We start from the raw sequence: 22,912 nt of genomic DNA on the forward strand, positions 1-22,912 counted from the left end.
AGGAAACTCCGCAGCCGATCCCTGCAGAGTTCTGGACGCATCCTTTCCCTCCATCTTTCAGATGCCGGCATTCTTCGCCGCCTCCATACTCATGAGCAGCGTGCGCTCCGCTTTTTCCATGTGGGCTTCCGCCGCCTGCTTCGCGCCCTGCACGTCGCCCTGGGCGATGGCGTCGACGATCTCTCTATGCTCCTCAAGCGTCTCCTTGAGACGGCCCGGAAACGACATCGAGGCGGAACGAAAGCGCGTGAGCTGCTCACGCAGGTTCGAGATGATGCCGACGAGACGCGTGTTGCGGCTCGCCTGATAGAGGAGGTCGTGAAAGCGCATGTCCGTTTCCACGATCTTTTCCATGTCGCCCGCCTCAATCTGTCCTCCGATGGCAACGAGGAGACGCTGCAGGCTCTCCAACTCGCTCTCCGTGATGCGCTCCGCCGCGAGGGCGCAGGCGAGCGAATCGAGCGCCGTGCGAATCTCGAAGACGTCGTTGACGTCGCGGATGGAAAGGTTCGCGACGTAGGTGCCGCGCCGCGGCATCATGACGACGTAGCCTTCCAGCTCCAGCTTTCGGATCGCCTCGCGCACGGGCGTGCGGCTGACGCCAAGTTCTTCGGCAAGCTGGATTTCCATGAGCCGCTGCCCAGGCGCAAGCGTTCCGCTCTTGATCGCATCGCGCAGAGCCTCGGCAACCACCTCGCGCAGAGGCTGGTAGCTGTCGAGGCGGATCGGCGCAAGCTTCATTTCCTGTCCCATCGTTTTTCCCCCCGCACAGGTACGGCGCGTCAGAACATCTGCGCCCCCTGCGTCTTTGTGCAAAAGACAGCGGCATCTGTCTCTTCGCGCAGTTTCTTCGCCAGATTCTGCGCTGCCCCCTCGCTTTCCATCAGTGCAAAGACCGTCGGCCCTGAGCCGGACATCATGGCGGCGAGTGCGCCCTGCCCCAGCATCCTTTCCTTCAAGCGACGGATCTCCTCATGCTCCTCTATGGTAACACTTTCGAGCACATTGCACAACTCCCGGCAGATGCGAGAGCGGTCTCCCGCACCGATGGCGGCGAGCATCGTCTCCGTGTCCGGGTGGCGCACCGCCTTCTGCGCATCGTAGCGCCCGTACGCCCAGGCGGTCGAAACGTCGACGGGCGGCTTCGCCAGCACGACGGGAAAAGGCGGCAGGTCGGCAAGGCGGCGCAGAATCTCGCCGCGCCCCGTCGCCAGCTGCGTGCCGCCCGCAAGGCAAAAGGGCACGTCAGAGCCGATCTCGGCTGCAAGCTCCGCAAGCGCCGCCTCATCCAGCCCCTTCTCAAAAAGATCGTTCATCCCGAGGAGCACGGCGGCAGCGTCCGCAGAGCCGCCCGCAAGTCCCGCCGCCATCGGAATCGTCTTTTTCAGGCGGATCGCTATGCCACCCGCCGACGGAAAACGGCACAAAAAGAGCGCCGCCGCACGCCACGCGAGATTGCTCTCGTCTGCAGCGAGCGCCGCGCCTTCGATCTCCAAAGAAATGCCCTGCGCCGTCTTTTCCAGCTCGACCTCATCCGCAAGCGCGACGGACTGCATGACCATCTCCACCTCGTGATAGCCGTCGGGACGTTTCCCCAAGATATCGAGCGTCAGGTTGATCTTCGCCCGCGCCAAAAGCTTCAGCAAAAGAAATGCACCATCCTTCCCTCAATATACCGCCATAAATTCTATCAATTTTTTCTCTTTACAGCAAGCCTTAGAAAAAATTTGGTAGGAATTAACCAGCAAAAGGCGAATTAGATAATGTGAATTCTATTTTATTACACCTTGGAAAAGAGGGAATTTTATTATGGACGAAAAGTCTGCAGCATCAGAGGAGGCGAAACGCATTAAAAAGGACGTGCGCTCCTCCCTCCTCATCGTCCTGCTCCTGACACTTCTGGCATTCGCCTTTTCGCCGGGACTGCTCGCAGCCTCCACGTTTGGCATAGACCTAGGACCGCTCTCGCCCGAAGAAGCACCGCTTCTCTTTGCGGGAATCGAGTTCGTCCTCGCGCTCGCCATGCTGCTCGCGTGCAAATCCATCCTCGTGCGCGGTATCCGCCTGCTCTTCAAATCGCCGTGCGCCGATTCACTCATCGCCGTCAGCGCCATCTCCGCCGTCATCGCGAGCCTCCTCCTCATGGTGCAGATGATGCTGACGGGAGAAGCGCTCTTTCACCAGCTTCTCTTCACGCCGCTCGGCCTCTTCCTGACCTTCACGCTCGGCGGCAAATACCTCGAAGTGCGCCTCGCCGCGCGGAAGCTCTCGCTCGACGAGGAAGATGGCGTCATGCCACCGGGCGCAGAGGAGATGATGGCAGAGCATGAAGCCGAGCGCCAGAGGCGCGAAGAGGAGGAACGGCGAAAGAAGGAGTCCGAGGCGCGCTACCGCGAACTCGAAGCTCTGCGCGCCGAGGAGCGCCGCCTCGCCGAGCGGGAAGCGAGACGTGCGCGAGGCGAGGCGCTGCCCGCAGAGGAAGAGGAAGATGAACCTGCCGCAAGCGCCGCACCCATGCAGGAGGAGGCAGCAAAGACGCCCGAGCACACGTCGCTCCTCGCCGTCACGGACAATGCCGCCCTGCGCTTTCTCGCCTTCGGTCTGCTGCTCGCCATCGCCGATGCCGCTCTCTGGCAAACCATGGGACTCGATCCTCTGCAGACGGCTATCTTCTTCTTCGCCGTGCTCTTCTTCGCGTGCCCTGCCGCACTCTTCTTCGCCTCCTCGTTCGCCCTGCCCGAAGCACTGAAAAAGTGCCGCGCACAGAAAATTCTCGTGAAGAACGCCGGCGTCTTCGGCACGCTCAAGCACATCAGCGCCATCGCGCTCTCGAAGAGCGGCGGCATCACCGAAGGCAGGCCGTTCCTCGCGACCATCGTCGGCGAGGGGCTTTCCGACAGTGCGATCCTGGGACTCGCCGCGAGCGCGGAAAACGGCATCTCCCATCCGCTCGCACGCGTCCTCGTCGCCAGCGCCGTCAGTCGAGGTGCTCGCCTCATGCGCGTCTCAGCGACGAGCAGCATCCCCGGCAAGGGCGTCGAGGCACTGATCAATGGCAGAGCCGTGCGCCTCGGCAAGCGCGAATGGCTCGAGGCAGAGGGCGTCCAGATCAGCAATTCCCTCTTGACGCAGGGCGACCAATTCGCCTCGCGCGGCAAGATCGTCATCTATCTCGCCACGGGCAAGATCGCCAAGGGCCTCCTCGTGTTCTCCGACGAGGCGCGAAGCGACATGCCGCGCACGATCCGCCTGCTGGAATCTCTGGGCGTCCAGACCGTCATGATGACGGGCGACTGCCGCACTGCAGCAAAACGCACGGCGAAGGATGCCGGCATCTCCGTCTACCGCGCCGATCTTGCGCCCGCCGACAAAGCGAAGGAGGTGCAGATGCTTCAGGCGCACGGGCACTCTGTCGCCCTGCTCGCCGCCAAGAAGGAGGACGCGGAGGCAGCCTCGATGGCTGACGTCGTGCTCGCCATGCAGACGAGCGAGAGCGAGATCTCACCCGACATCCTCATCGCCTCAGGAGATCCCTCGCACATTCCCCAGCTCATCACGCTTTCAAGGAAGACCGTCCGCACCGTGCGCCTCGCGCTCGCTCTCGCCTTCCTCGCCGCCGTCCTGGCGGCCGTCCTGCTGCATGCCTCGCTCTTCTTCCTCGGCGACCTGCGCTTTTTGCCTCTGCTCTCCGTCCTCTCCATGCTCGCGGGCATCGTCGCAGCGACGCTCGTCCCGCTCGGACTCAAGGGCTTCAAATTCGCGCCGCACACGCTCGACTACTGAGCTTCAAGGAGCACGAAACATGCGAGTATAGCCTCTTCGCGGGGGCGGCTTTTTTCAACAATGTTAACGAACCGCTGAGTTTGCCTGAAATCCCTTAAAAAATTACGGCGATTTCCTTATCCAAAGATTCAAATTCACCGATACACTTATGCCTTGTTTTTTGCTGTCCCTTGTTTTATAATGGACGCATAAAAAATAATTATTTTCTGAAAGGAAGGGGTATTATTCTATGAGCACGGCTGTCCTATCACAATGGCAGTTTGCCATCACCTCGACGTATCATTTTCTCTTCGTCCCGCTGACGCTGGGGCTGACATTCTTCCTGGCGCTTCTCGAAACCTGTCATGTCCGCACGAAGGACGCGCAGTGGAAGAAGGAAAGCCGCAAGCTGCTGCAATTCTTCAGCACGGTCTTCCTCATCAACTTTGCCATGGGTGTAGTCACGGGCATCGTGCAGGAGTTCCACTTCGGCATGAACTGGTCGGAGTACGCGCGCTTCATGGGCGACATCTTCGGCGCGCCGCTCGCCTTGGAGGCGCTCTCCGCCTTCTTCCTTGAGTCGACGTTCCTCGGCATCTGGATCTTCGGCTGGGATAAATTGTCGCCAAAACTTCACTGCGTGACGATGTGGCTCGTCGCCATCGGCGGCAACCTCTCGGCGCTCTGGATCATCGTCGCCAACTCCTTCATGCAGCATCCGACGGGCTATGCCATCGAAGGCGGCCGCGCCGTCATGACGGACTTCGGCGCTCTCCTCTCGAATCACTACGTCATCGGCGAGATCACGCATACGTTCTTCGCGGGCATGTCGACGGCGGGCGTCCTGCTCGCAGCCATCACCGCCTACAAGATCCTGCAGGGAGGCCCTGCCGCCGACCTCTTCCAGAAAGCCATCAAGGGCATCCTCGCCTTCACGCTCATCGGCCTTCTTGGCGTCGCAGGTGCCGGCCACATGCACGCCCAGTACCTGAAGGACGTCCAGCCCATGAAGCTCTCCGCCATGGAGGCTCTGTGGGAGACGGAAGATCCCGCACCGTTCGCCGCCTTCGCCATCATCAATGAGGACAAAATGCAGAACGACTTCGAGATCACGATTCCCGCGATGTTCTCCTTCATGGTCTACAATAAGCCTGCCGGCGAAATCAAGGGCATCCGCGACCTGCAGGAAGAAGCCGTCCAGATGTACGGCTCGGACAACTACGTGCCGAACGTCACGGCGCTCTTCTGGGCGTTCCGCATCATGGTCGGCGCGGGCGGCCTCATGATTCTCATCACGGGCGCAGCGCTCCTCCTCGCGATGCGCGGCAAGCTCGCAGACAAGCGCTGCATGCTCAAGGTGCTGCTCTACAGTCTGCCGCTGCCCTTCATCGCCAACTCCGTCGGCTGGTTCGTCACCGAATCAGGACGTCAGCCTTGGATCGTCGTCGGCCTGCAGAAGACGGTTGACGCCGTCTCCCCGAACCTCACCACAACGGATATCTGGCTGACGATCATCGGCTTCACGCTCATCTATCTCGTGCTCATCGTCTTCGCCCTCGGCGTTGCGATCCGCTTCATCAAGACCAGTCCTTCGCCGGAAAGGAGTGCAGCATAATGGATTTGAACATCTTATGGTTTGTCCTGATCGTCGTGCTCTTCACGGGCTTCTTCTTCCTTGAGGGCTTCGACTACGGTGTCGGCATGCTGCTGCCCTTCGTCGGCAAGACCGATGAGGAGCGCCGCATCACGCTGCGCACGATCCTGCCCGTATGGGACGGAAACGAAGTGTGGATGATCACGGCGGGCGGCGCGAGCTTCGCGGCCTTCCCGCACCTTTACGCGACGATGTTCAGCACGTTCTACCTCGCGCTCTTCTTGATGCTCGTCGCGCTCATCCTGCGCGGCGTCGCCTTCGAACTGCGCGGCCACAAGGACTCCGCCGTCTGGCGCAGCGGCTGGGACAAGTGCATCGTCTTCGGCAGCGTCGTTCCCGCCTTCCTCTGGGGCGTCGCCGTGACCGACCTCATCGCAGGCCTTGCTATCGACGCGAACATGACGTACACGGGCGGCTTCTTCGGTCTGCTCTCGCCCTATTCCATCGTCGGCGGCCTCGCCTTCGTCTTCGTCTTCGCCTTCCACGGTGCGGCATTTTTGACGATGCGCCTCGCCGACCGCCACCTCATCATGCGCGTGCAGGACGTGGCGAAAAAAGCCGGCGCTCTCGCCGTCGTCTTCTTCGTCCTGTGCATGGGACTCACCTACGTCTATACCGACCTCTACGCGAATCCCTTCGCTGCGGGCGCTCTCATCCTCGCCGCCGTCGTCTTCCTCGCTTCCTATGCGAATGTGATCAACAAGGCCTCGACGAAGGGCTTCGTCTGCAGCGGCCTCGCTGTCGCCCTGACGGTCGTCGCCTTCTTCCTCGGGCTCTTCCCGCGCCTCATGGTGTCGAGCCTTTCGCCCGAGTACAGCCTGACGATCTACAATGCGTCCTCGACGCCCTACACGCTGTCGATCATGACGATCGCCGCCGGCTGCCTCGTCCCGATCATACTCTGCTATCAGATCTGGACCTACTACATCTTCCGCAAGCGCGTGACGGCTGCCGACGCCAACCACCACGGCTATTGAGTGATACATGAAGAACAGTCTGCTCTTTCTCACGCTCAAGAAAAAAAAGCATATCGTCCTCTGCCGCGCCTTGCTCGAAGCGCTCTCGGGCGTCTTCCTCATCGCCGCGGCATGGCAGACGGCTTCCGTCGTCAACGCGGTCTTCCTCCGTGGCGCGGGAATGCACGAAACAGCATCAGATTTTCTGGTGCTGTTTTTGTGCGTCCTGGGCGCGGCTCTCCTGCGTCTGCCCAAAAGCAGCCTGGAAGACCGTCTGTCCGAGCACATGCGCCTCTTCTGCCGCCAGACTCTGCACCGTGCACTTCTTGCTGAAGGGCGCGATACGCACGGCGTCCTGACCCTGGCGTTAGAACGCGTGGACGCACTCCAGCCGTGGTTTCATACCGTCGTTCCGACGGCCATATCGTTCGCCGTGCTCGTGCCCTTCATCCTCGCAGTCAGCGCCGTCTTCGATCCGCTCTCGGCATTGCTCTTTTTTGCGACACTCCCCATCGCGCCCTTCTTGCTCATGCTCATCGGCAAGGCGACGCGTCGCGCGAGCGAGCGCCAGTGGTCGAAGATGGAGGCCCTGACCGCGGGCTTCGGCGAGATGATCCGCGCAGCGATGACCTTGAAGCTCTTTCGCCGCACGGAAGCTGAAGGTGCGCATCTAAGGGCAAGCAGCCGCTCCTTTTCCGAAGCATCGCTCGCCGTCCTGCGCCTCGCCTTCGTCTCCTCCTTCGCGCTCGAACTCATCACGACGCTCTCGATCGCACTGATTGCCGTGTCGATCGGCCTTAGGCTCATCGACGGGCAGATCGGCTTTCCTACGGCATTCTTCGTGCTGATTCTCGCGCCGCTCTTCTACCAGCCGCTGCGAGAAGGCGGCATCGCCTTCCACGCCGCCATGGACGCGCACACGGCAGCAAAGGCGCTTGAGCCGTGGCTCGCCGCTCCCCTCGACAAAGAAGACGGCAGGTGTGAGCAGATCCTCGTGCCGCCGCGCCTCCTTGCCGAAAAACTTTCCTATCGCTATCCGCTGACGCAAGAAGCCGTCCTCCAAGGACTCGATCTCAACTTTCGCGCGGGCAAGAAGACCGCGCTCATCGGCGCGAGCGGTGCGGGCAAGACGACCCTGCTCAATCTTCTCGCCGGTCTTCTCACGCCGACCGAAGGAACGATCGTCCTGCAGGACGGCGCAGGCGACGGAAAGTCTTACGACCTCGCGCATCTTTCGCCTGCCTCGCGCCGCGCGATCATCACCTATGTGCCGCAGGAAACGCATGTATTCAACACGACGCTCGCCGAAAACATCAGCCTGTGGCAGGAGGGCGCAACGGAGAGCGCCCTGAGCGCCGCCCTTGAGCAAGCGGCGCTCGGCGGCTTCCTGGCAGCGCTTCCCCAAGGGCTTGCCACGCCGCTCGGTGCGGGCGGACATCCGTTGTCCGCCGGCGAGAGGAGACGTCTCGGACTTGCGCGCGCCTTCTTCCAAGCTCGCCCACTCGTCATCCTCGACGAAATCACGGCAGGACTCGACGAGGAGACGGAAAAGGCGGTTCTCGCCGCCCTCGATGATTTCTCTCGCCGCCGCACCTTGATCCTCGCCTCGCATCGTCCCGCGCTCATCGCCTGGGCCGATCATATCATCGACATAGGAGGTGACGCCGAATGACGGAAATCCTTCATCTCATGCGCCTCGCTTCTCCTGCCAAAGGACTGCCTGCGCTTCTCGCGGCATTCTTCGCCGCACTATCGGGTATCGCGCTCATCGGCGCCGCCGCGTGGATCATCGCGAGCGCCGCACTCGCACCGCCTCTCTCGGCGCTGACGCTCGGCATCACCTGCGTGCGTGCCGCAGGCGTCGCGCGCGCCGTCTTCCGCTACCTCGACCGTCTTCTCTCGCACCGTCTCGCCTTCGCTTGCTACGAGAAGCTGCAGCTTTTGACCTACCGCCAAGCGGCAGAAAAGCTGCCGCTCAAGGAGGGTACAATGCGCGAGGGCGAATTCCTGCACGACCTTCTGACGGGCTGCGAGACGCTGCGAAACTTCTACCTGCGCACCGTGCCGCCGCCGCTCCTCGCGGGACTCGTCGCGTTCTTCACCGCTGCCGCGCTCCTGCCGCTTTCCACACTCGCAGCGTCCCTCGTCGCGGCGCTTTACCTGCTGCACCTCACCCTGCCCCTCTTGCTCAAGGAGGAAAGCCTGCGCGAAGAAAGCGCCGCCTATCGGGACACGCTCCTCGATCTCGTCGACGGGCGCACCGAACTTCATCAGGCGGGCGCACTTCCCCATGCCCGGCAAATGCTCGACGACGCTGCCAAAACCTTTCAGGAAAAACAGTCGGAAAAGCGCCAAAAACGCGAGCGCCTGTTCACGCTGCTCGACGCCTCGCGCGTCATTCTCTGGGTTGGGCTGCTGCTACTCCTCCTGCCCCATGCGCAGGCCGGCGAGATCAGCGGCATCGAATACGCCGTCTGGGCGCTCGCCCTTGAGGCCGCCCTATCCGAATACCGCGCTCTTCCCGCCGCCATTCTCGGCGCCTCGGCCGCCCGACAAGCGGCACAGAATATCCTTCCCTCGAAAGGCGAGATGCAGCCGGAAGCAGCTCCAACGAAAGAAATGGCGACAAGAAAGCCGCCAATGCCGGCGCTCCCCGCCGCCGACAGCGCCGTCCCCCTCTTGGAAGCACGAAACATCAGCTTCGCCTATCAAGCGGGACTGCCCGTCCTCGAAAACCTCACCTTCTGTATCCGACGAGGCGAGCACACGGCGATCATCGGCGAGAGCGGCGCGGGCAAGACGACGCTCGCGAGCCTTCTCTTACGCCTCTGGGACGTCGACATCGGTACGATTTTCTACAGCGGCGTCGCCCATACTTCTCTGACGGCGGACGCAGTGCGCTCCCTCTTCGGCGTCTCCTTACAGGGCAGTTATCTCTTCAGCACGTCGGTGCGCGACAACTTCCTGCGTCTGCACAAAAGTATCACGGAAGATACGATGTGGCAATCGCTCGAAACGGCACAGCTCGCTGACGTCGTGCGCTCCCTGCCGCAAGGACTCGACGAACCGCTCGGCGAAAACGCCTCGCGCCTCTCAGGCGGCCAGAGAAGCCGTCTCTTAACGGCGCTGGCGCTCGCAGCAGGCGCTCCCCTGCTGCTGCTCGACGAGCCGACGGCAGGCCTCGACGCCGCACGCGGCGCAAAACTCATCGCCGCCGTGCTCGAAACCCTCGACAAAAGGGGCGGCACGCTCATCGTCATCACCCACGACCTGCCGCTCCTCAGCCGCATGAAACAGGTTATTTCGCTCTAAAAAAGAAATGCGCATCGTGTCCACTGTATAAATACACAAAGCCAGAAAAAACTTGCATATTTTCTGGCTTTATACTATACTGTCAAAGTACTTTACGATTATTAAAGGAGGAATTTCTTTGTTCAGTTCCATCGGCAGAAAGTACCAGGAAACTGCCTTGATCAAGCTCATCGCCATCGGACTCGTCCTCGGCATCATCGTCGCCGTTGCCTTGCCGCAGGTCGTTCCTGCGATCTCCATCCTCGGCGACCTCTTCGTAAAGGCGCTCAAGGGCGTCGCGCCCGTTCTCGTCTTCGTGCTCGTCATGAACGCCATGGCACAGAAGAACGCGGACGCCAGCGCTTCGATGCGCCCCATCGTGCGCCTCTATATCATCAGCACCTTCCTCGCCTCGATGGTCGCCGTCAGCTACTCGTTTCTCTTCCCGACGACGCTCCATCTCGCTGTCGCCTCGTCTGAGGTGTCGCCGCCGAGCGGCATCGTCGAGGTCCTGCACAACCTCATCCTGAGCGTCGTCGACAACCCGCTGCACGCCATCGTGACGGCGAACTACATCGGCATCCTCGCATGGGCTGTGCTCGCGGGCGTCGCACTTCATTCAGCGAACGACTCGACGAAAGAAATGATCGCTGACCTCGCCAAGGCCGTGACGAAGATCGTGCAGTGGGTCATCCGCTTCGCCCCCTTCGGCATCTTTGGCCTCGTCGCGAACGCCATCGGCGAAAGCGGCATCGCTGCCCTCATCGGCTACGCGCAGCTCCTCGCCGTCCTCCTCGCGGCGTTCTTCTCCGTCGCGCTCATCATGAACCCGTTCATCGTCTTCCTGCACATCCGCCGCAACCCCTTCCCACTCGTCTGGACGACGCTCCGGGAAAGCGGCATCTACGCCTTCTTCACGCGCAGTTCTGCAGCGAACATTCCTGTGAACCTCTCGCTGTGCAAGCGTCTCGGACTGTCGGAGGACACCTATTCTCTCTCCATCCCGCTCGGCGCGACGATCAATATGAGCGGTGCCGCCATCACGATTGCCGTTCTCTCGCTCGCCGCCGCACACACTCTTGGCATCGAGGTTGACATGCCGACGGCACTGCTCCTCTGCGTCATCTCGACCGTCGGCGCCTGCGGCGCCTCAGGCGTTGCCGGAGGCTCACTGCTCCTCATCCCCGTCGCCTGCTCAAGCTTCGGCATCCACAACGATGTCGCCATGCAGGTCGTCGGCGTCGGTTTCATCATCGGCGTTCTGCAGGACTCGTGCGAAACGGCTCTGAACAGCTCCAGCGACGTCCTCTTCACCGCCACCGCCGAATTTGCCGAACGTGCCAAGGAAGGCACCCTCGAATCCGCTGACCTCGTACCGCGTCACGAAGGCTGAGCGGCATACGATTAAAAAAGCCCATCGCAAGATGGGTTTTTTTATGCACATAATTATGTTATCATATAAGGAAGGAGCGTGTGTGACAATGACCCCGAAAGAAGCAGAAAATCTCATCATGCGAGATGGCTGGCGCTTAGAAAATATCCAAGGATCACATCATCAGTATACGCATCCTTGCAAGCCTGGAAAAGTAACTATCCCTTTTCATACAAAACCAAAGGATCTGACGAAGCGAACCCTTCATTCCATCCTGCGACAAGCTGGATTGAAATGAGAGAAAACGAGGTGCTTTCATGCTCACGATTTATCCGGCAATTTTCTATCAGCAAAAAAATGGCAGTTATTCTGTCATCTTTCCCGACCTGCATCACCTTGCCACCGAGGGCGAAAACATGGAAGAAGCCATGTCCATGGCTGTTGACTGCTTGGCGGGATATATTCACACGGCGCAAAAAGACGGCTCTGCCATTCCTGCGCCCACACCAATGGATAAGCTGGATCCCCACATTGAAGATGAACCTGATGAAGACTATTCTGAGGAAATTTCCCGCTTCATCACACTCGTCTCCGTCAATGTCGAAGAATACGCCCGCCTACATTTCAACAAATCTATAAAGAAAACCATCTCGATTCCACAATGGATGAACGATTTAGCCGTCGCCAACAACATCAACTTCTCCCAGACCTTGCAAAACGGCTTACGTCAAGAATTGGGTCTGACCTCATAAGCTACAGGAACAAATATAAGCAAGGCTGCTGCATGAAGCTGTATCCGTTTCATGCAGCAGCCTTGCTTATTTCATTATCTTTCCACACAAATGTCCTTGATACCGTAATACTGGCAAAGACCGTCCTTCGTCACGCCGTTGTCGAAGTCGACGAAGAAGACGTGGCGCAGAGCGCGATTTTTCAAAAGGATGGGTTTCATATAGGCGATCTCCTCACCATTTTCTGCTGCCTGCTTGACGATGGCGAGGCGCACGTCGTTTTCCTGCTGCATCGCCGCCGTGATGAAGAGCGCAGCGGTCATCGTGAAGAGGCCGATGGATAGAGATGCCGCCAGGAGCGTCTTCTTCGCGCGATTCCACAGGCAATCACGGACAACAGGATCGCGCAGCACAGCACAGGCGGCGATGAGGATCATGGCGACAGAGCTGAACGTCGCCCGCGCCGGAAACGTCGGTGCGGCAATCATGACGAAGTTGTTGAAAATCGCCAGCGCGATGAGGAACGCCGCATAGCGTGCTGCAGGAAAAGCATGGAGCACACTGCGCCACGAAACCGTGCGAACGGCGGCAAGCGCCTTGCGCGAGAAGCCCAAAGAACGCTTCAAAAGGCCATAGAAGAAGAAGATCGCGAGCCAATAGATCGCCATCTCCTCGAATCCTGCCATGACATTGGCAAAGTGCTCGACGGTGCGTGGCTTATCAAGCCCCAGCGGTGCGAGCACATGGGCGACGAGGAAATCGCGCAGAGCAGCGGCAAAGAAGCTGCCGTTGAAATAAGAAACGACGAGCAGAACAATGACGGCAAGGCAAAGCATCCTGCCCCAGCCAAAAGCTTGCCCGGAAGGTTCCGCCGTCTCACCGCCAGCCCTTGCATCCTCCGCAAGATACAGTCGATAGATTCGTCCCGCGGTGATCAGCAGCAAGATGACGGGCAGGAGATAAAGTACCATCTCACCGTTTCCCGCAAACTGGTTGCCGATATGGGTGAAGATTCCTTTGCCGCTTCCCTGCGCGTCGTAGCGCACGAAATTGCCGGGCGCCGCCACGAGCAGCACGAGTCCTGCGAGTGCGCCGAAAGCCCCCGCCGGCATCCAAAGGGGCAAGTCGCCCTTGCGTTTCGCCTGCCAAGAAAGCCCCGCCGCCAATACGAACACCGTCACGGCAAGGTTTTCCACCGACCAACCCGCCAGGACGCCAAGTGCGAACATCGGCCCGATGAGCCAATGTCTTGCAGGCGTATCTCCCTTATTAATTGTTTTGTAATGAAGGTTGTACGGCACGAGAAAGAGGGCGACGATCACCCCCGTCCACAAGTAGACGGCAGCGCCGCATTTCCAAACAGCCACCTCGCCAAAATGCGGAAACGAGAGCCAGGCAAGAATCCCCATGACAGCAAAAATGCCCGGCTCCTGCCAGAAGCGTTCATCGCGCCGCGCATGGATCGTCAGCAATACGGTGAACACCAGGAACATCAAGGCGTTGGCAACGTCGAAGATCCCTTTGCCCAAAAGGAGAAAGACATCAAGAAAGAAGAATGCTGCCATGCGCCCGCCATGCAGCAGGTAATGACGATGCAAAGATTCCATGACGTCCGAAAGGGAAGCGATGTGCCGCCCCGTTTGCCAGATCATCGAATAGTCATAATCGTCGCGATGCAGCGGCATGAGATGATTGAGCGCATACATCAGCGCAAAGATTCCCGCCGCCACAAGAACCGTCTGCCAGACTCTTCCTCTCGTCATGCAATCCTTCCTCCCAATGCCTGAAAGTTCACGATCTCAACGCCCTCCTCTTTCGCCAGCTTCGCGACCTTCGGCGAGAGGATCGCACCAAGCTCCGCTTCGAAGTCGTGCTGCCAGCCCGAGACGCGCACGATTTCCTCGTTCGCCGTGCCCGGATGCATCATGACCTCGGTCACACCTTCTCGAAGGTTCTTGATCGCATGGAGCAGCTCCGCCTCATCGACGGCTTCTCCCGCGACGATGCCCGCGAAATGATCGGGCACAGAAATCCCCGCCTTCCTCGCCAGACTCGCGGCATTCCTCGCGAGGAGCGCGAGTCCGACGCGGCCTGCGAACTGGCCGACGCCGCCGAACTTCCCGGCAAAGAGCGGCGCAAACGGTGCGCGAAGCGCGGGGATCCCCGCCTCGCGGCAAAGCCCGATGACGATTTCGATGATTCCCGGCAGGACGTGCATGTGCTGATGGCTGTCGGCATGATCGAGCGAAAGTCCCGCCGTCTCAAACTTTTTCAGCTGCGCGGCAAGCTCGGCACGCACCTCCGCAAGGTGCACGCCGCCCTTCGCATAGCGCTTGGAAAAAGCGCCGTAGTTCGGCAAAAAGGCGCCGCTTTCATCGACGAGCGACGGAATCTCCTCGGGCGGCAGGACGGGAAAACCATCGACCAGAGTGAAGTGTATGCCGAGGCCGAGTTTCGGCAGGCGTCGCACGCGCTTCGCTGCGTCCTCGAACGCCGCAGCGCCCGCCATCAGCGTCGCCGAACGCAGCACGCCCATCTCGACACCCTTTTCCACCGCCTCATTGATGCGCACATGGCGACCGAAATCATCGGCATTGACGATCATCCGCTTCAATATTTCCTCACATCCATTTCATACAGGACAGATTTTTCCTTCGTACATCTTGATTATACCGCAAGAAGAAGATGTTTTGCAAACGGCAGGGAATCGCAGGCGAAGGTCGAATATAGAAACATATATGAGAGATTCAAGGGAGGATTCATCCGTGACAAAAGAGGATTTTGATGCGCTCGTCGCCCTTGTGCTCGCGAGCAAGAGGAAGCCGCCCGAGGCGCTTTTTGCGAGCGGCTTCGGCGACTGGCACGCGCGCGCACGGCTCGGCCATTTTCTTGCCATGCAGGAAATCGGCAAAACACAGGAGGCGCGGGAGCTTTTCTGCTCCGTTCTCGACGAGGACGTCGACGAGGGAAACAGCGAGGATATCGAAGAAAGGGTCTTCGCCCTGCAGCGCCTCAGCGAAATCGAGCATGCGGCGAAGGAAAACGAAGATGCGCTCGCCCATATAAATCTCGCGATCGAGCTTGCCGAAGAGACGGACTATCTCTACAAGTTCATCCTGCGCGGCGAGCTTTGGGCAGCGCGCTGGAACATCCTGCACGCGATGGGACGCGCCGCCGAAGCCGAAGCCGAATGCGACGAGCGCATCGCCGCCTACGAGGATATTCCCGTCAAGCACAACAGCTATCTCTATTACGGCTACCGCTTCAAGGCACAGCTCGCCGCCGAGCGCGGTGTCGTCCTCGTCGCAAAGGACTACATGCACATGGCGCTCCACGAAATGGAGATTCCCGCAGAGTACGAAGACGCACTCGAAAAGGCGTTCTCCGCCACGCATGAGAACGCCTCTTGGATCTTGAACGAAATCGACCGCGCAACACCGCGCCCCGAGCTTCTTGCCTGGGATATTTAAGAAAGCATCCGATCACTCGGGCGCATCGAACGCTTGATTCGTACACTTCTTCAAAGCACTGCTTTTTTTGCGCCGCTGCCCGAAGAATCGCTTCATGATGGCTCTGCACTCGTCCTCTAGGACGCCTGCACGCATCTCCAGCTGATGGTTGAGCGCGGGATGGCGGACGATGTTGAAAAGCGACTCGCACGCGCCTGCCTTCGCGTCCGTCGCACCGTAGACGACGCGATCGACGCGGCTCATGACGAGCGCGCCCGCACACATCGGGCAAGGCTCGATCGTAACGTAGAGCGTCAGCCCCGAAAGACGCCAGCGGCCAAGCTTCCTCGCCGCTTCCTGCAGGGCGATGATCTCGGCATGTGCTGTGCCGTCGTGCCAGGTTTCGCGCATATTGTGCGCACGCGCGACGATCGTGCCCTCCGCATCGACGAGCACGGCGCCGATGGGCACCTCGCCCGCCTGGAAAGCCTCCTGCGCCTCCTTGAGCGCCTCCTTCATAAAAGTGACGTCATCCAGCATAGATTCGGCTCACAAGCCCCCGCAGGTCGAGCATCTGCCGGTTCCGATAGAAAAGCGGCTGCGTAGCGCGGTGCACATCAAGATGATAGGCGTCCTGCTCCGCCTCTTTCTCCCTTTCCTCGCGATTCTTCTTATTCTTCTCCATCGCCGACTCGAGCATACGCTTGAAGTTTTCCTTCTTGTTCCCGCTCTCGCCGTCCTTCGCCTCGCGGCGACGTACATCATAGACGGCGCCCTTCATGCGTGCGATCTTTTCAACCTTGTCAATCATGGCGGACACCTCCTGAAAATGAAAAAGGATTCCATCAAAGGAAAATCGTTTTCCCTTATGCCCCTTATATCGTTCAAAATAGTCTGCAACTTAATAAAAAACCTACCTTTCTTAGGCTTTTTGTCTTATTAGATTTCTCCAAGAAAGGAGTCATTTATGACCACAGTTCAACCACAAAACACACTTCCTGCCAATACGGCGCAGCTTACCTATTGTTTCCTCGCGGCAGTCTGCCTCATCGTCTTCCTTCTCTGGCTCGCAGGACTCGTCTTCCTTGAGCCCGATCCCTACGCGCTCTACATCTTCACAGGAATCATTCTCGCCGTCGTCACACTGGCCGCAGGAAGCAGTGCACGCGGACCGAAAGCGGCCACGATGAAAAGTTCGGAAAAAGTCGAATTTCTCAAGAGTCTGCCTGAATCCTTCCAGATCTTCACGAACGTGAGCATCGGCGTGCGCACGAACCTCGATGCCGTCATCGTCGGGACGAACGGCGTCTTCATCGTCGACGTCAAGACGCGCTCGGGCAAGATCGAGCCGACGGCAGGCAGCGACTGGATTCGTCACAAGGTCGGCAGCAAGGGCACGCCGTATCGCGTGCCGATGAAGAATCCCCTGCAGCAGATGAAGCGCAACATCCGCGAACTGCAGTCGTACCTCGCCTCCTGCGGCGTTCGCCCGTGGATCGACGGCAGCGTCTGCTTCACGCGTGCAGAATTCGAAGAACAGATCGAGGGCTGCTACACGTCGGAAGATGCGGTGCTCGATCATATCAAGAACTTTCCCGACGAGCATCCGCTGTCCGATGAAGAACAAACGAAGGTTGCCGCAGCGCTCGCGGAACGACTGTAACCTGCGCACGCCGGCACTCGCTTTGCGTGCATGAAAAAAGGAGCCGGTCGGCTCCTTTTTTCATATCCCTTTCACGCTTTCCGGCAGATGGAACTTCATCACGTCGCCTCCGCCTGCAGGCTGTATCGTCAGCACGGAGGGATGCTCGTCCGCGTCGAGCTCGAAGACGAGGCTCGCCGTCGCCGCTGCACCCGGTGGGATGTCGACAGCGTTGAACACGGGCGTCTGTCGTGCAGCAAGAGCTGCCATGCCGTCCTTCGATACGCTGTGACGCTCCTGATCGCTGTCCGTGAGCGATATGCCCTGCGGCACGACGCTCACGGGCTGCTTGTCGGCATTCGCGATCGAGGCCTTGACGATGAGGAACGGCCCATCCGCCTTCGCGCCCTCGATTGATTCGACGCGCTTCACCTCCAAGATCATAACCTGCAGCGAATACGGACTCTTGCCTTCCTTCTTTTCCTTTTCCTTGTCCGCTTCTTCCTTCGCCTTTTCCTGCGCTTCCTTCACGTCCTTGGCGTCCACAGCGGCCGCTTCGCCCCCCTTCGCCGCCTTCCCTTCCTGCGCCTTCTCCTGAGACGATGTGCTCGCCGCTTGCTGCGAACTGCCTGCAAGAAGCCTTGCACTGCCGCCCGCAAAGAAGAACCAATAGCCGCCAACGCAAAGGACGACAGCCGCCAGCGTGATGGCGGCAAATCTCCCTGCCAAAGCCTTCATACATCCACTCCCCTTTTTCCACTCTTATGACATTATATCGTCAAAAAAGCCATTTTCCCAAAGAAAAAGCTCCCGCAAGATGCAGGAGCTTTTTGACGTATGAGAGATTACTTCAGCGCATCGCCGAGCTTCGAGTTCGTGTTGCGTGCAGCAGCGACGCTCTCCTCGAACTTTGCCTTCTCCTCGTCGGAGAACTTGACCTCGATGATCTTCTCGCAGCCGCCCTTGCCGAGGATGACGGGCACGCCGATCGCGAGATCCTTCTCGCCGTACTCGCCGTCCAAGCCGACGCAGCACGGAATGAGCTTCTTCGCATCGAGAGCAATCGCCTCGACCATCATCGCCGCCGCAGCGCCCGGAGCCATCCATGCGGACGTGCCGAGGAGCTTCGTGAGCGTTGCGCCGCCGACCTTCGTCTTCTCGACGACGTCCGTCAGAGCTTCCTTCGAGAGGAGCTGCGTCACGGGAACGCCGCGCAGCGTAGCATGGCTTACGAGCGGAACCATCGTCTTGTCGCTGTGGCCGCCCAGCACCATGCCGTCGATGTCCGTCGGCGTCGCAGGATAGCCGGCTTCCGTCAATGCAACGGAGAGGTAATAGCGGAAACGGCTGCTGTCAAGCATACCGCCCTGACCGAGGATGCGGTTGCGCGGCAGGCCGGAATCCTTCAGCGCCAAGTACGTCATGGCGTCCATCGGGTTGGAGATGATGATGAAGTACGCATCGGGGGAGAACTTCAAAGCCTGATCAACAACGCTCTTGACGATCTTTGCGTTGACGCCGATCAGATCCTCGCGGCTCATGCCTGGCTTGCGCGGCATGCCGGACGTGATGACGACGACCTCGGAGCCCGCCGTAGGAGCATAGCCGTTCGGATCGTCCGGCAGAGCCGTGACGCCCTTCACCGTCGTGTCAAAGTTCAGCATGTGAGCCGTCTGCATGATGTCGATGGCCTTGCCTTCAGGCACGCCTTCCTTGATGTCAACGAGGACAACCTCGCTGCAGAACGCCTTCGTCGCAAGAACGTTCGCAACGGTAGCTCCGACATTACCTGCACCAACAACTGTTACTTTCATGTAAAATCTGCCTCCTTTGAAATTCGGCGAGGCATCCCCCACTTGCCGGGACGCATCTCCAGTGCTTGGATAATAAGTAAAACCCAAGTTCATCGCCTTTGATTATACCAAAATTTACAGAAATAATCAATTTGTTTCATGCAAATTTTGATGAAATCATTACTCCCATTTATCAGTATGCGCAAAGGCTATGCTTGCTCTTCAAACATATCCTTGCCCACACCGCACAAGGGACAGACGAAGTCCTCCGGCAGATCTTCAAACTTCACGCCCGGAGCGAGATCATAGTCGGGATCGCCCTTCGCCTCATCGTACACCCAGCCGCAGACCGTGCAAGTCCAAGTTTTCATAAGAAATTCCTCCTTGTCAGAATGAAATTTTCGGGGCAGCGCCCCGCTACGCTCCTATGATACTATGCACGGTCAGACAAAGCAAGCGTTTTGAAAATCATATTTTGAAATTCTTGATGTCGTCCGTGAACGACACGGCGATCTTTTGGAAATCCTGGATCTTTTCCATCATGTCCTGCAATTTCCCGTGATGGTCGCTCACCGTCTCGTTGACGGACTTTGCTGCAGCGGAATTCTCCTCAGAAAGTCCTGCGACGTTTTTCACCTGCCCGATGGCGTCATTCATGCGTCTCATCTCGTCGTTGAGACGCTCTATGATGCCGCCGATGCTCGCCGACACCTCACGGATGTTCGCGACGAAAGCGTTGTTGCTCTCGACAACCTGTACGAGTTCGCCGCTCTCCTTGCCGAGCGCATGGTATTCCGTGTCGATGCTCGCGACGACGTCATTGATGATGCGCGTGATGTTGCGCACGTCGGATGTGATCGTGTCCGCCTGATCGCGCGATTCGGCGGCGAGCTTGCCGATCTCCTGCGCGACGACGGCAAAGCCCCTGCCCTGCTCACCAGCGCGCGCCGCCTCGACCGAAGCGTTGAGGGCGAGAAGATTCGTCTGCGAGGCGATTTCCGTCACCATGTTGGCGATGGAGATGATCTTCTCCGTCTCGCTCTTCAAGGAGTCGGCGGCGTTGCGCACGGCGGCGAAGTTTTCCATGCTCCTGCCCAGCGCATCGCTGGAGGCGCGCACGCCGTCGAAGCCGCGCGCCACATTTTCCACGGCTTCCGCAAGGCTCCGATTGTTCTTCTCCTGCGAGGAGACGACCTGCTGCAGCGCCTCGACGTTTCGGTTCAAAACCTCGGCAACCTGCCCCGTCGAAGAAGCGCTCTCTGTCGTCGCTTCCGACACGCTGTCGACGACCTCCGCGATGTGGGCGGAGGCATGACTCATGTTGCTCGCCAGTTCATTGAACTTGCCGCCATAGGCGATGAGTTCATCCCCCATGCCGCGAAATCCGGTGAAGTCTGCACGCACCGACTTCTTGTAGGCATCGATCAGCGCCCCCAGCTCCTCAAATTCATCACGCGAGGTCAGCACGAGATCAGCGGAGAAGCGATGCTCGGCGATGTCCGCAAGCTCGCGGCGCAAAAGGCGCAGCGGTGCGAGCAGCAAGAATGCACCGGCGCCGCCCACGATGCCCATGAGAAGGGGAAAGGCGAATACGACAGAAGATGTGCCGAAAAGCCAAAAGAGCACGCTGAGCACGAGCGAGGCGGCGAAGGACATGACGGCGAACTTGACGGGCAACGAGCGAGAAAACAGGCCAAGCGCACAGCTGAACGAAAATCTCCGCTTTTCCAATATGCGCTCCTTGAAGCGCAGCCGCAGGCGCACGACGCCGTTCCCTTCCTCCACGACATTGACCTCGACCGGCTCCTTGAAGTAGTCGATCGCGCCCTTCAACAGGCCGCGGAAGTACGGAATGAGGCTGCGCTTCGACTTGTAAAGAAGCTCCGCCTCGTGCTCGGACAGCGGCGTCACCTTCAAGAGCGGCGGATTCGCGCCCGGAATCTTCTTGACGATTTCCACATGCACATTGTAGATGGAAGCGAGGAACGTATAGATGTTCTTGCCTTCAAAAAAGGACGGATATACAGCGGCAAAGGTCAGGATGTTGTCGCGCCCCACTTCGTACCAAACGTCATCCGACGTCTGCCCCGTATGCCTTGCCAGAGCATCGACAAAGGTGCGGATCTCACTGTCCGGCACATCTTCCAACGGGGTGAAGATGCGGCCTGGCGCCCATCCCGCCTCCCGGCATGATTCTTGGACGGCCGTCCCGTCCCAAAGCTTCTGCGCCGTATCCATCCACGTCGCTACAACGGTTCCCTTCATGATCCGCTCCTCTTCTTTCATCATATCCTGCGGCGCATTTCCTTTCCTCTCCTGCCCTTCTTATGCTATACTGACAACAAACAAGCAAGGGGAGGATTTTCATGTCCGCATTTTCCAAAACGATGCGCCGTCACTTCTTCACACGCGAGTTCCTATTGTTTCTCGCCGTCGGCTGCCTTAACACGTTCAACGGCAGCCTGCTCGCCAAAATTTTCGAGCTTCTCGTCGATACGAATCTCGCGTTCAACATCGGCTACATCCTCGCAAACATCATCGCCTACGCGCTTAACAGCCGCTTGATCTTCCACGAACCAATGACGCTCGAAAAGTGTGTGAAGTTCGCGATCTCCTATATTCCGAACTATGTGATTCAGAACGTCATCGTCTTCCTCTTCTACAACCAGCTCGGCTTTCCCAGTCTCGCGGCTTTCATATTAGCCGCCATCCTCGGCGTGCCCATCACCTTCCTTGCCGTAAAGCTCTTCGCCTTCGGCAGGAAGTGAGTCGCCCTCAAAAAAGCCCCTTCATTCGCCTTCGTACCAGCAAAAGATCGCCTGCGTGCCGCAGTCTTCCATGCCTCGCGCAGAAAGCTCCTCGTAGAGCTTCTTGGCGAGTTTGAGCCCCGGAAGGTCAAGTCCCATCTCCTCAGCCGATTCGACGGCGATGCGCATGTCCTTGAGGAAGTGCTTGATGAAGAAGCCTGGCGACCAGTCGTCCGCGAGCATTTTCGGCGCAAGGTTCGTCAGCGACCACGAGCCTGCCGCGCCGCCTGCAATCGTCTGCTGCACCGCCTGAGCGTCCAAGCCGCTCTTCTTCGCATACGCCATGGCCTCGGCGACGCCGAGCATGTTCGAGGCAATGGCGATCTGGTTGCTCATCTTGACGAACTGCCCGCTGCCCGCCACACCGAAATAACGCGCGGTCTTTCCTAGGACGGCGAAGAGGTCTTTGCACCGCTCGAATGCTTCTCGCTCACCGCCGACCATGATGGCGAGCGTCGCATCCCTCGCGCCGATGTCGCCGCCCGAGACGGGCGCATCGAGCGCTGCGACGCCCTTTTCCTTCGCCGCAGCGAAAATCTTCTTGGCGAGCGCAGGACTCGACGTCGTCATGTCGATGACAATGCCGCCCTCCTTCGCTGCGAGGACGCCTTCAGCGCCCAGGTAGATCTCCTCGACATCCTTCGGATAGCCGACGATGGAGATGACGATGTCCGCCTCCTTCGCCAATTCTTTCGGCGAGGCCGCCCAAGCCGCCCCTTCCTCAATGAGTTTTTCCGCCTTTTCCTTCGTGCGCGTGTAAACGCTGACGGGATAGCCGGCCTTCATGAGATTTCTCGCCATACTGCTTCCCATGACGCCCGTACCGATAAAACCGATCTTTTCTCTTGCCATACGATTCACCCTCCCTTGAAAAGCGCGGTTACGTCCCGCACTTTCCTGGATGCTTCTTCCTGTTTCCTACATATTGCAAATCCCCGCCGCCTGCCGCTGCTGCGGAGTGTCGGGGATTCTTCTCTCCTCTTACGGACGGAAATACGGACTTCGCCTGCGCTGCGCCTTGGGACGTCCGATGATCTCGGCGAGCACGACCGCCTGCAGCAGGCCGGCGGGCGCAAGATCGAGTGCGAGGGCACGGGGACTCGCCGCCTCTTCCGGCGAATTCTGCAGCTTTTTCCCCCTGTTTTCCGCATGGCGCTGAGAAGCGGGCGAGCGGGCAGCAGAAGGAGGCTCGATTTCGGAGAGCGCCTCGCTCGGTACATCTCTCGTCTCAACCGCTGCCGCCCGCTCGTCCAAGAAGCGGCGCAGCAAATCCCGTACTTCTGTGGGATTCTCGGCCATGACCTGCGTCGTTTCAGCCGTTCCTCCCATTTCGTCCAGAGATGCCGAGGATTCCGGCGCTTTCTGCCGACGCGCCTCTTTTTTCTTCTTGTCCAACAGACTTTTTACGAGGAGGAATATGACGAAGAGGACGATGCCCGTGACGCTCATGCCGAC

At 59.2% G+C, this 22,912-nt stretch carries 23 protein-coding genes; 11 read left to right on the forward strand and 12 right to left on the reverse strand.

All coding sequences use genetic code 11. The annotated features are described in order from the left end of the window. Positions 1-57: 57 nt before the first annotated feature. Complete coding sequence (locus RWS31_RS02685) at positions 58-753, reverse strand: GntR family transcriptional regulator (RefSeq protein WP_314595873.1); 696 nt, start codon at positions 751-753, stop codon at positions 58-60. A gap of 29 nt (positions 754-782) precedes the next feature. Next, on the reverse strand, positions 783-1,646 hold the full coding sequence (gene ispE, locus RWS31_RS02690; protein WP_314595876.1) for a 4-(cytidine 5'-diphospho)-2-C-methyl-D-erythritol kinase: 864 nt from the start codon (positions 1,644-1,646) through the stop codon (positions 783-785). A gap of 163 nt (positions 1,647-1,809) precedes the next feature. Between ispE and RWS31_RS02695 the strand changes: the two genes are divergently transcribed. The 8 genes from RWS31_RS02695 (at position 1,810) to RWS31_RS02730 (ending at position 11,787) form a co-directional block, all read left to right on the forward strand. After that, positions 1,810-3,783, forward strand: a complete 1,974-nt coding sequence (locus RWS31_RS02695; RefSeq protein WP_314595878.1) for an HAD-IC family P-type ATPase — start codon at positions 1,810-1,812, stop codon at positions 3,781-3,783. A 229-nt stretch (positions 3,784-4,012) separates the two neighbouring features. Beyond that, a complete protein-coding gene (locus RWS31_RS02700; RefSeq protein ID WP_314595879.1) occupies positions 4,013-5,377 on the forward strand; it encodes a cytochrome ubiquinol oxidase subunit I in 1,365 nt (454 codons plus the stop codon). Continuing rightward, a complete protein-coding gene (cydB, locus tag RWS31_RS02705) occupies positions 5,377-6,393 on the forward strand; it encodes a cytochrome d ubiquinol oxidase subunit II (protein ID WP_314595881.1) in 1,017 nt (338 codons plus the stop codon). The genes RWS31_RS02700 and cydB overlap by 1 nt, the downstream gene beginning before the upstream one ends. A 7-nt stretch (positions 6,394-6,400) precedes the next feature. Further along, entirely contained in the window at positions 6,401-8,044 is a 1,644-nt protein-coding gene (cydD, locus tag RWS31_RS02710) for a thiol reductant ABC exporter subunit CydD (RefSeq protein WP_314595883.1), read from the forward strand. After that, a complete protein-coding gene (locus tag RWS31_RS02715) occupies positions 8,041-9,684 on the forward strand; it encodes an ATP-binding cassette domain-containing protein (RefSeq protein ID WP_314595886.1) in 1,644 nt (547 codons plus the stop codon). The genes cydD and RWS31_RS02715 overlap by 4 nt, the downstream gene beginning before the upstream one ends. Before the next feature lie 118 nt (positions 9,685-9,802). Next, entirely contained in the window at positions 9,803-11,056 is a 1,254-nt protein-coding gene (sstT, locus tag RWS31_RS02720; RefSeq protein WP_314595887.1) for a serine/threonine transporter SstT, read from the forward strand. Between the two features lie 88 nt (positions 11,057-11,144). Further along, positions 11,145-11,333, forward strand: coding sequence for a type II toxin-antitoxin system HicA family toxin (locus RWS31_RS02725; RefSeq protein WP_314595890.1), 189 nt, complete (start codon positions 11,145-11,147; stop codon positions 11,331-11,333). A 19-nt stretch (positions 11,334-11,352) separates the two neighbouring features. Continuing rightward, positions 11,353-11,787, forward strand: a complete 435-nt coding sequence (locus tag RWS31_RS02730) for a type II toxin-antitoxin system HicB family antitoxin (RefSeq protein ID WP_314595892.1) — start codon at positions 11,353-11,355, stop codon at positions 11,785-11,787. Between the two features lie 74 nt (positions 11,788-11,861). Here RWS31_RS02730 and RWS31_RS02735 read toward each other — a convergent pair whose 3' ends face one another. Both RWS31_RS02735 and hpnK read right to left on the reverse strand, forming a co-directional pair. Next, positions 11,862-13,529, reverse strand: coding sequence for a DUF6056 family protein (locus RWS31_RS02735; protein ID WP_314595894.1), 1,668 nt, complete (start codon positions 13,527-13,529; stop codon positions 11,862-11,864). After that, positions 13,526-14,371: a hopanoid biosynthesis-associated protein HpnK gene (gene hpnK, locus RWS31_RS02740; RefSeq protein ID WP_314596278.1), complete on the reverse strand. Its 846-nt coding sequence runs from the start codon at positions 14,369-14,371 to the stop codon at positions 13,526-13,528. The genes RWS31_RS02735 and hpnK overlap by 4 nt, the downstream gene beginning before the upstream one ends. Positions 14,372-14,531: 160 nt before the next feature. Here hpnK and RWS31_RS02745 point away from each other — a divergent pair, with 160 nt between their 5' ends. Continuing rightward, positions 14,532-15,236: a tetratricopeptide repeat protein gene (locus RWS31_RS02745; RefSeq protein WP_314595897.1), complete on the forward strand. Its 705-nt coding sequence runs from the start codon at positions 14,532-14,534 to the stop codon at positions 15,234-15,236. A 12-nt stretch (positions 15,237-15,248) separates the two neighbouring features. On the opposite strand, the gene tadA is transcribed toward RWS31_RS02745, so the two are convergent. Next, a complete protein-coding gene (gene tadA / locus RWS31_RS02750) occupies positions 15,249-15,755 on the reverse strand; it encodes a tRNA adenosine(34) deaminase TadA (protein ID WP_314595898.1) in 507 nt (168 codons plus the stop codon). Beyond that, a complete protein-coding gene (locus tag RWS31_RS02755) occupies positions 15,745-16,026 on the reverse strand; it encodes a rubrerythrin (protein WP_314595900.1) in 282 nt (93 codons plus the stop codon). Before RWS31_RS02755 ends, tadA begins: the two co-directional genes overlap by 11 nt. A gap of 156 nt (positions 16,027-16,182) precedes the next feature. Between RWS31_RS02755 and RWS31_RS02760 the strand changes: the two genes are divergently transcribed. Continuing rightward, entirely contained in the window at positions 16,183-16,878 is a 696-nt protein-coding gene (locus RWS31_RS02760) for a nuclease-related domain-containing protein (RefSeq protein WP_314595902.1), read from the forward strand. Between the two features lie 60 nt (positions 16,879-16,938). Here RWS31_RS02760 and RWS31_RS02765 read toward each other — a convergent pair whose 3' ends face one another. From RWS31_RS02765 to RWS31_RS02780, 4 genes are all read right to left on the reverse strand, one after another. Next, positions 16,939-17,595 carry a DUF4352 domain-containing protein gene (locus RWS31_RS02765; protein WP_314595904.1) on the reverse strand — a complete coding sequence of 219 codons (657 nt, stop codon included), beginning with the start codon at positions 17,593-17,595 and terminating at the stop codon, positions 16,939-16,941. A gap of 107 nt (positions 17,596-17,702) precedes the next feature. Then, the gene (locus RWS31_RS02770; RefSeq protein WP_009647064.1) at positions 17,703-18,671 is read right to left on the reverse strand and encodes a malate dehydrogenase; all 969 of its coding nucleotides are present in this window, start codon (positions 18,669-18,671) and stop codon (positions 17,703-17,705) included. A 188-nt stretch (positions 18,672-18,859) separates the two neighbouring features. Continuing rightward, positions 18,860-19,021, reverse strand: coding sequence for a rubredoxin (locus RWS31_RS02775; RefSeq protein ID WP_009647070.1), 162 nt, complete (start codon positions 19,019-19,021; stop codon positions 18,860-18,862). Between the two features lie 97 nt (positions 19,022-19,118). Continuing rightward, positions 19,119-20,915 (reverse strand): heme NO-binding domain-containing protein, encoded by a 1,797-nt coding sequence (locus RWS31_RS02780; protein ID WP_314595908.1) that lies wholly within the window; start codon positions 20,913-20,915, stop codon positions 19,119-19,121. Positions 20,916-21,016: 101 nt separating this feature from the next. Here RWS31_RS02780 and RWS31_RS02785 point away from each other — a divergent pair, with 101 nt between their 5' ends. Further along, positions 21,017-21,418 carry a GtrA family protein gene (locus tag RWS31_RS02785; protein ID WP_314595910.1) on the forward strand — a complete coding sequence of 134 codons (402 nt, stop codon included), beginning with the start codon at positions 21,017-21,019 and terminating at the stop codon, positions 21,416-21,418. A gap of 21 nt (positions 21,419-21,439) precedes the next feature. Here RWS31_RS02785 and RWS31_RS02790 read toward each other — a convergent pair whose 3' ends face one another. After that, complete coding sequence (locus tag RWS31_RS02790) at positions 21,440-22,318, reverse strand: NAD(P)-dependent oxidoreductase (RefSeq protein ID WP_314595912.1); 879 nt, start codon at positions 22,316-22,318, stop codon at positions 21,440-21,442. Between the two features lie 120 nt (positions 22,319-22,438). Next, on the reverse strand, positions 22,439-22,906 hold the full coding sequence (locus RWS31_RS02795; RefSeq protein ID WP_314595914.1) for a dihydropteroate synthase: 468 nt from the start codon (positions 22,904-22,906) through the stop codon (positions 22,439-22,441). Positions 22,907-22,912 lie beyond the last annotated feature (6 nt).

Source organism: uncultured Selenomonas sp., assembly GCF_963528755.1.
Lineage (GTDB): Bacteria > Bacillota > Negativicutes > Selenomonadales > Selenomonadaceae > Selenomonas.

Excerpts from the sequence above, each read along its gene's own strand:
- RWS31_RS02685 (WP_314595873.1), bottom strand. The coding sequence starts at position 753 with ATGGGACAGGAAATGAAGCTTGCGCCGATCCGCCTCGACAGCTACCAG.
- RWS31_RS02695 (WP_314595878.1), top strand. The coding sequence starts at position 1,810 with ATGGACGAAAAGTCTGCAGCATCAGAGGAGGCGAAACGCATTAAAAAG.
- RWS31_RS02700 (WP_314595879.1), top strand. The coding sequence starts at position 4,013 with ATGAGCACGGCTGTCCTATCACAATGGCAGTTTGCCATCACCTCGACG.
- cydB (WP_314595881.1), top strand. The coding sequence starts at position 5,377 with ATGGATTTGAACATCTTATGGTTTGTCCTGATCGTCGTGCTCTTCACG.
- cydD (WP_314595883.1), top strand. The coding sequence starts at position 6,401 with ATGAAGAACAGTCTGCTCTTTCTCACGCTCAAGAAAAAAAAGCATATC.
- RWS31_RS02715 (WP_314595886.1), top strand. The coding sequence starts at position 8,041 with ATGACGGAAATCCTTCATCTCATGCGCCTCGCTTCTCCTGCCAAAGGA.
- RWS31_RS02725 (WP_314595890.1), top strand. The coding sequence starts at position 11,145 with ATGACCCCGAAAGAAGCAGAAAATCTCATCATGCGAGATGGCTGGCGC.
- RWS31_RS02730 (WP_314595892.1), top strand. The coding sequence starts at position 11,353 with ATGCTCACGATTTATCCGGCAATTTTCTATCAGCAAAAAAATGGCAGT.
- RWS31_RS02735 (WP_314595894.1), bottom strand. The coding sequence starts at position 13,529 with ATGACGAGAGGAAGAGTCTGGCAGACGGTTCTTGTGGCGGCGGGAATC.
- hpnK (WP_314596278.1), bottom strand. The coding sequence starts at position 14,371 with ATGATCGTCAATGCCGATGATTTCGGTCGCCATGTGCGCATCAATGAG.
- tadA (WP_314595898.1), bottom strand. The coding sequence starts at position 15,755 with ATGCTGGATGACGTCACTTTTATGAAGGAGGCGCTCAAGGAGGCGCAG.
- RWS31_RS02755 (WP_314595900.1), bottom strand. The coding sequence starts at position 16,026 with ATGATTGACAAGGTTGAAAAGATCGCACGCATGAAGGGCGCCGTCTAT.
- RWS31_RS02760 (WP_314595902.1), top strand. The coding sequence starts at position 16,183 with ATGACCACAGTTCAACCACAAAACACACTTCCTGCCAATACGGCGCAG.
- RWS31_RS02765 (WP_314595904.1), bottom strand. The coding sequence starts at position 17,595 with ATGAAGGCTTTGGCAGGGAGATTTGCCGCCATCACGCTGGCGGCTGTC.
- RWS31_RS02770 (WP_009647064.1), bottom strand. The coding sequence starts at position 18,671 with ATGAAAGTAACAGTTGTTGGTGCAGGTAATGTCGGAGCTACCGTTGCG.
- RWS31_RS02775 (WP_009647070.1), bottom strand. The coding sequence starts at position 19,021 with ATGAAAACTTGGACTTGCACGGTCTGCGGCTGGGTGTACGATGAGGCG.
- RWS31_RS02780 (WP_314595908.1), bottom strand. The coding sequence starts at position 20,915 with ATGAAGGGAACCGTTGTAGCGACGTGGATGGATACGGCGCAGAAGCTT.
- RWS31_RS02785 (WP_314595910.1), top strand. The coding sequence starts at position 21,017 with ATGTCCGCATTTTCCAAAACGATGCGCCGTCACTTCTTCACACGCGAG.
- RWS31_RS02795 (WP_314595914.1), bottom strand. The coding sequence starts at position 22,906 with ATGAGCGTCACGGGCATCGTCCTCTTCGTCATATTCCTCCTCGTAAAA.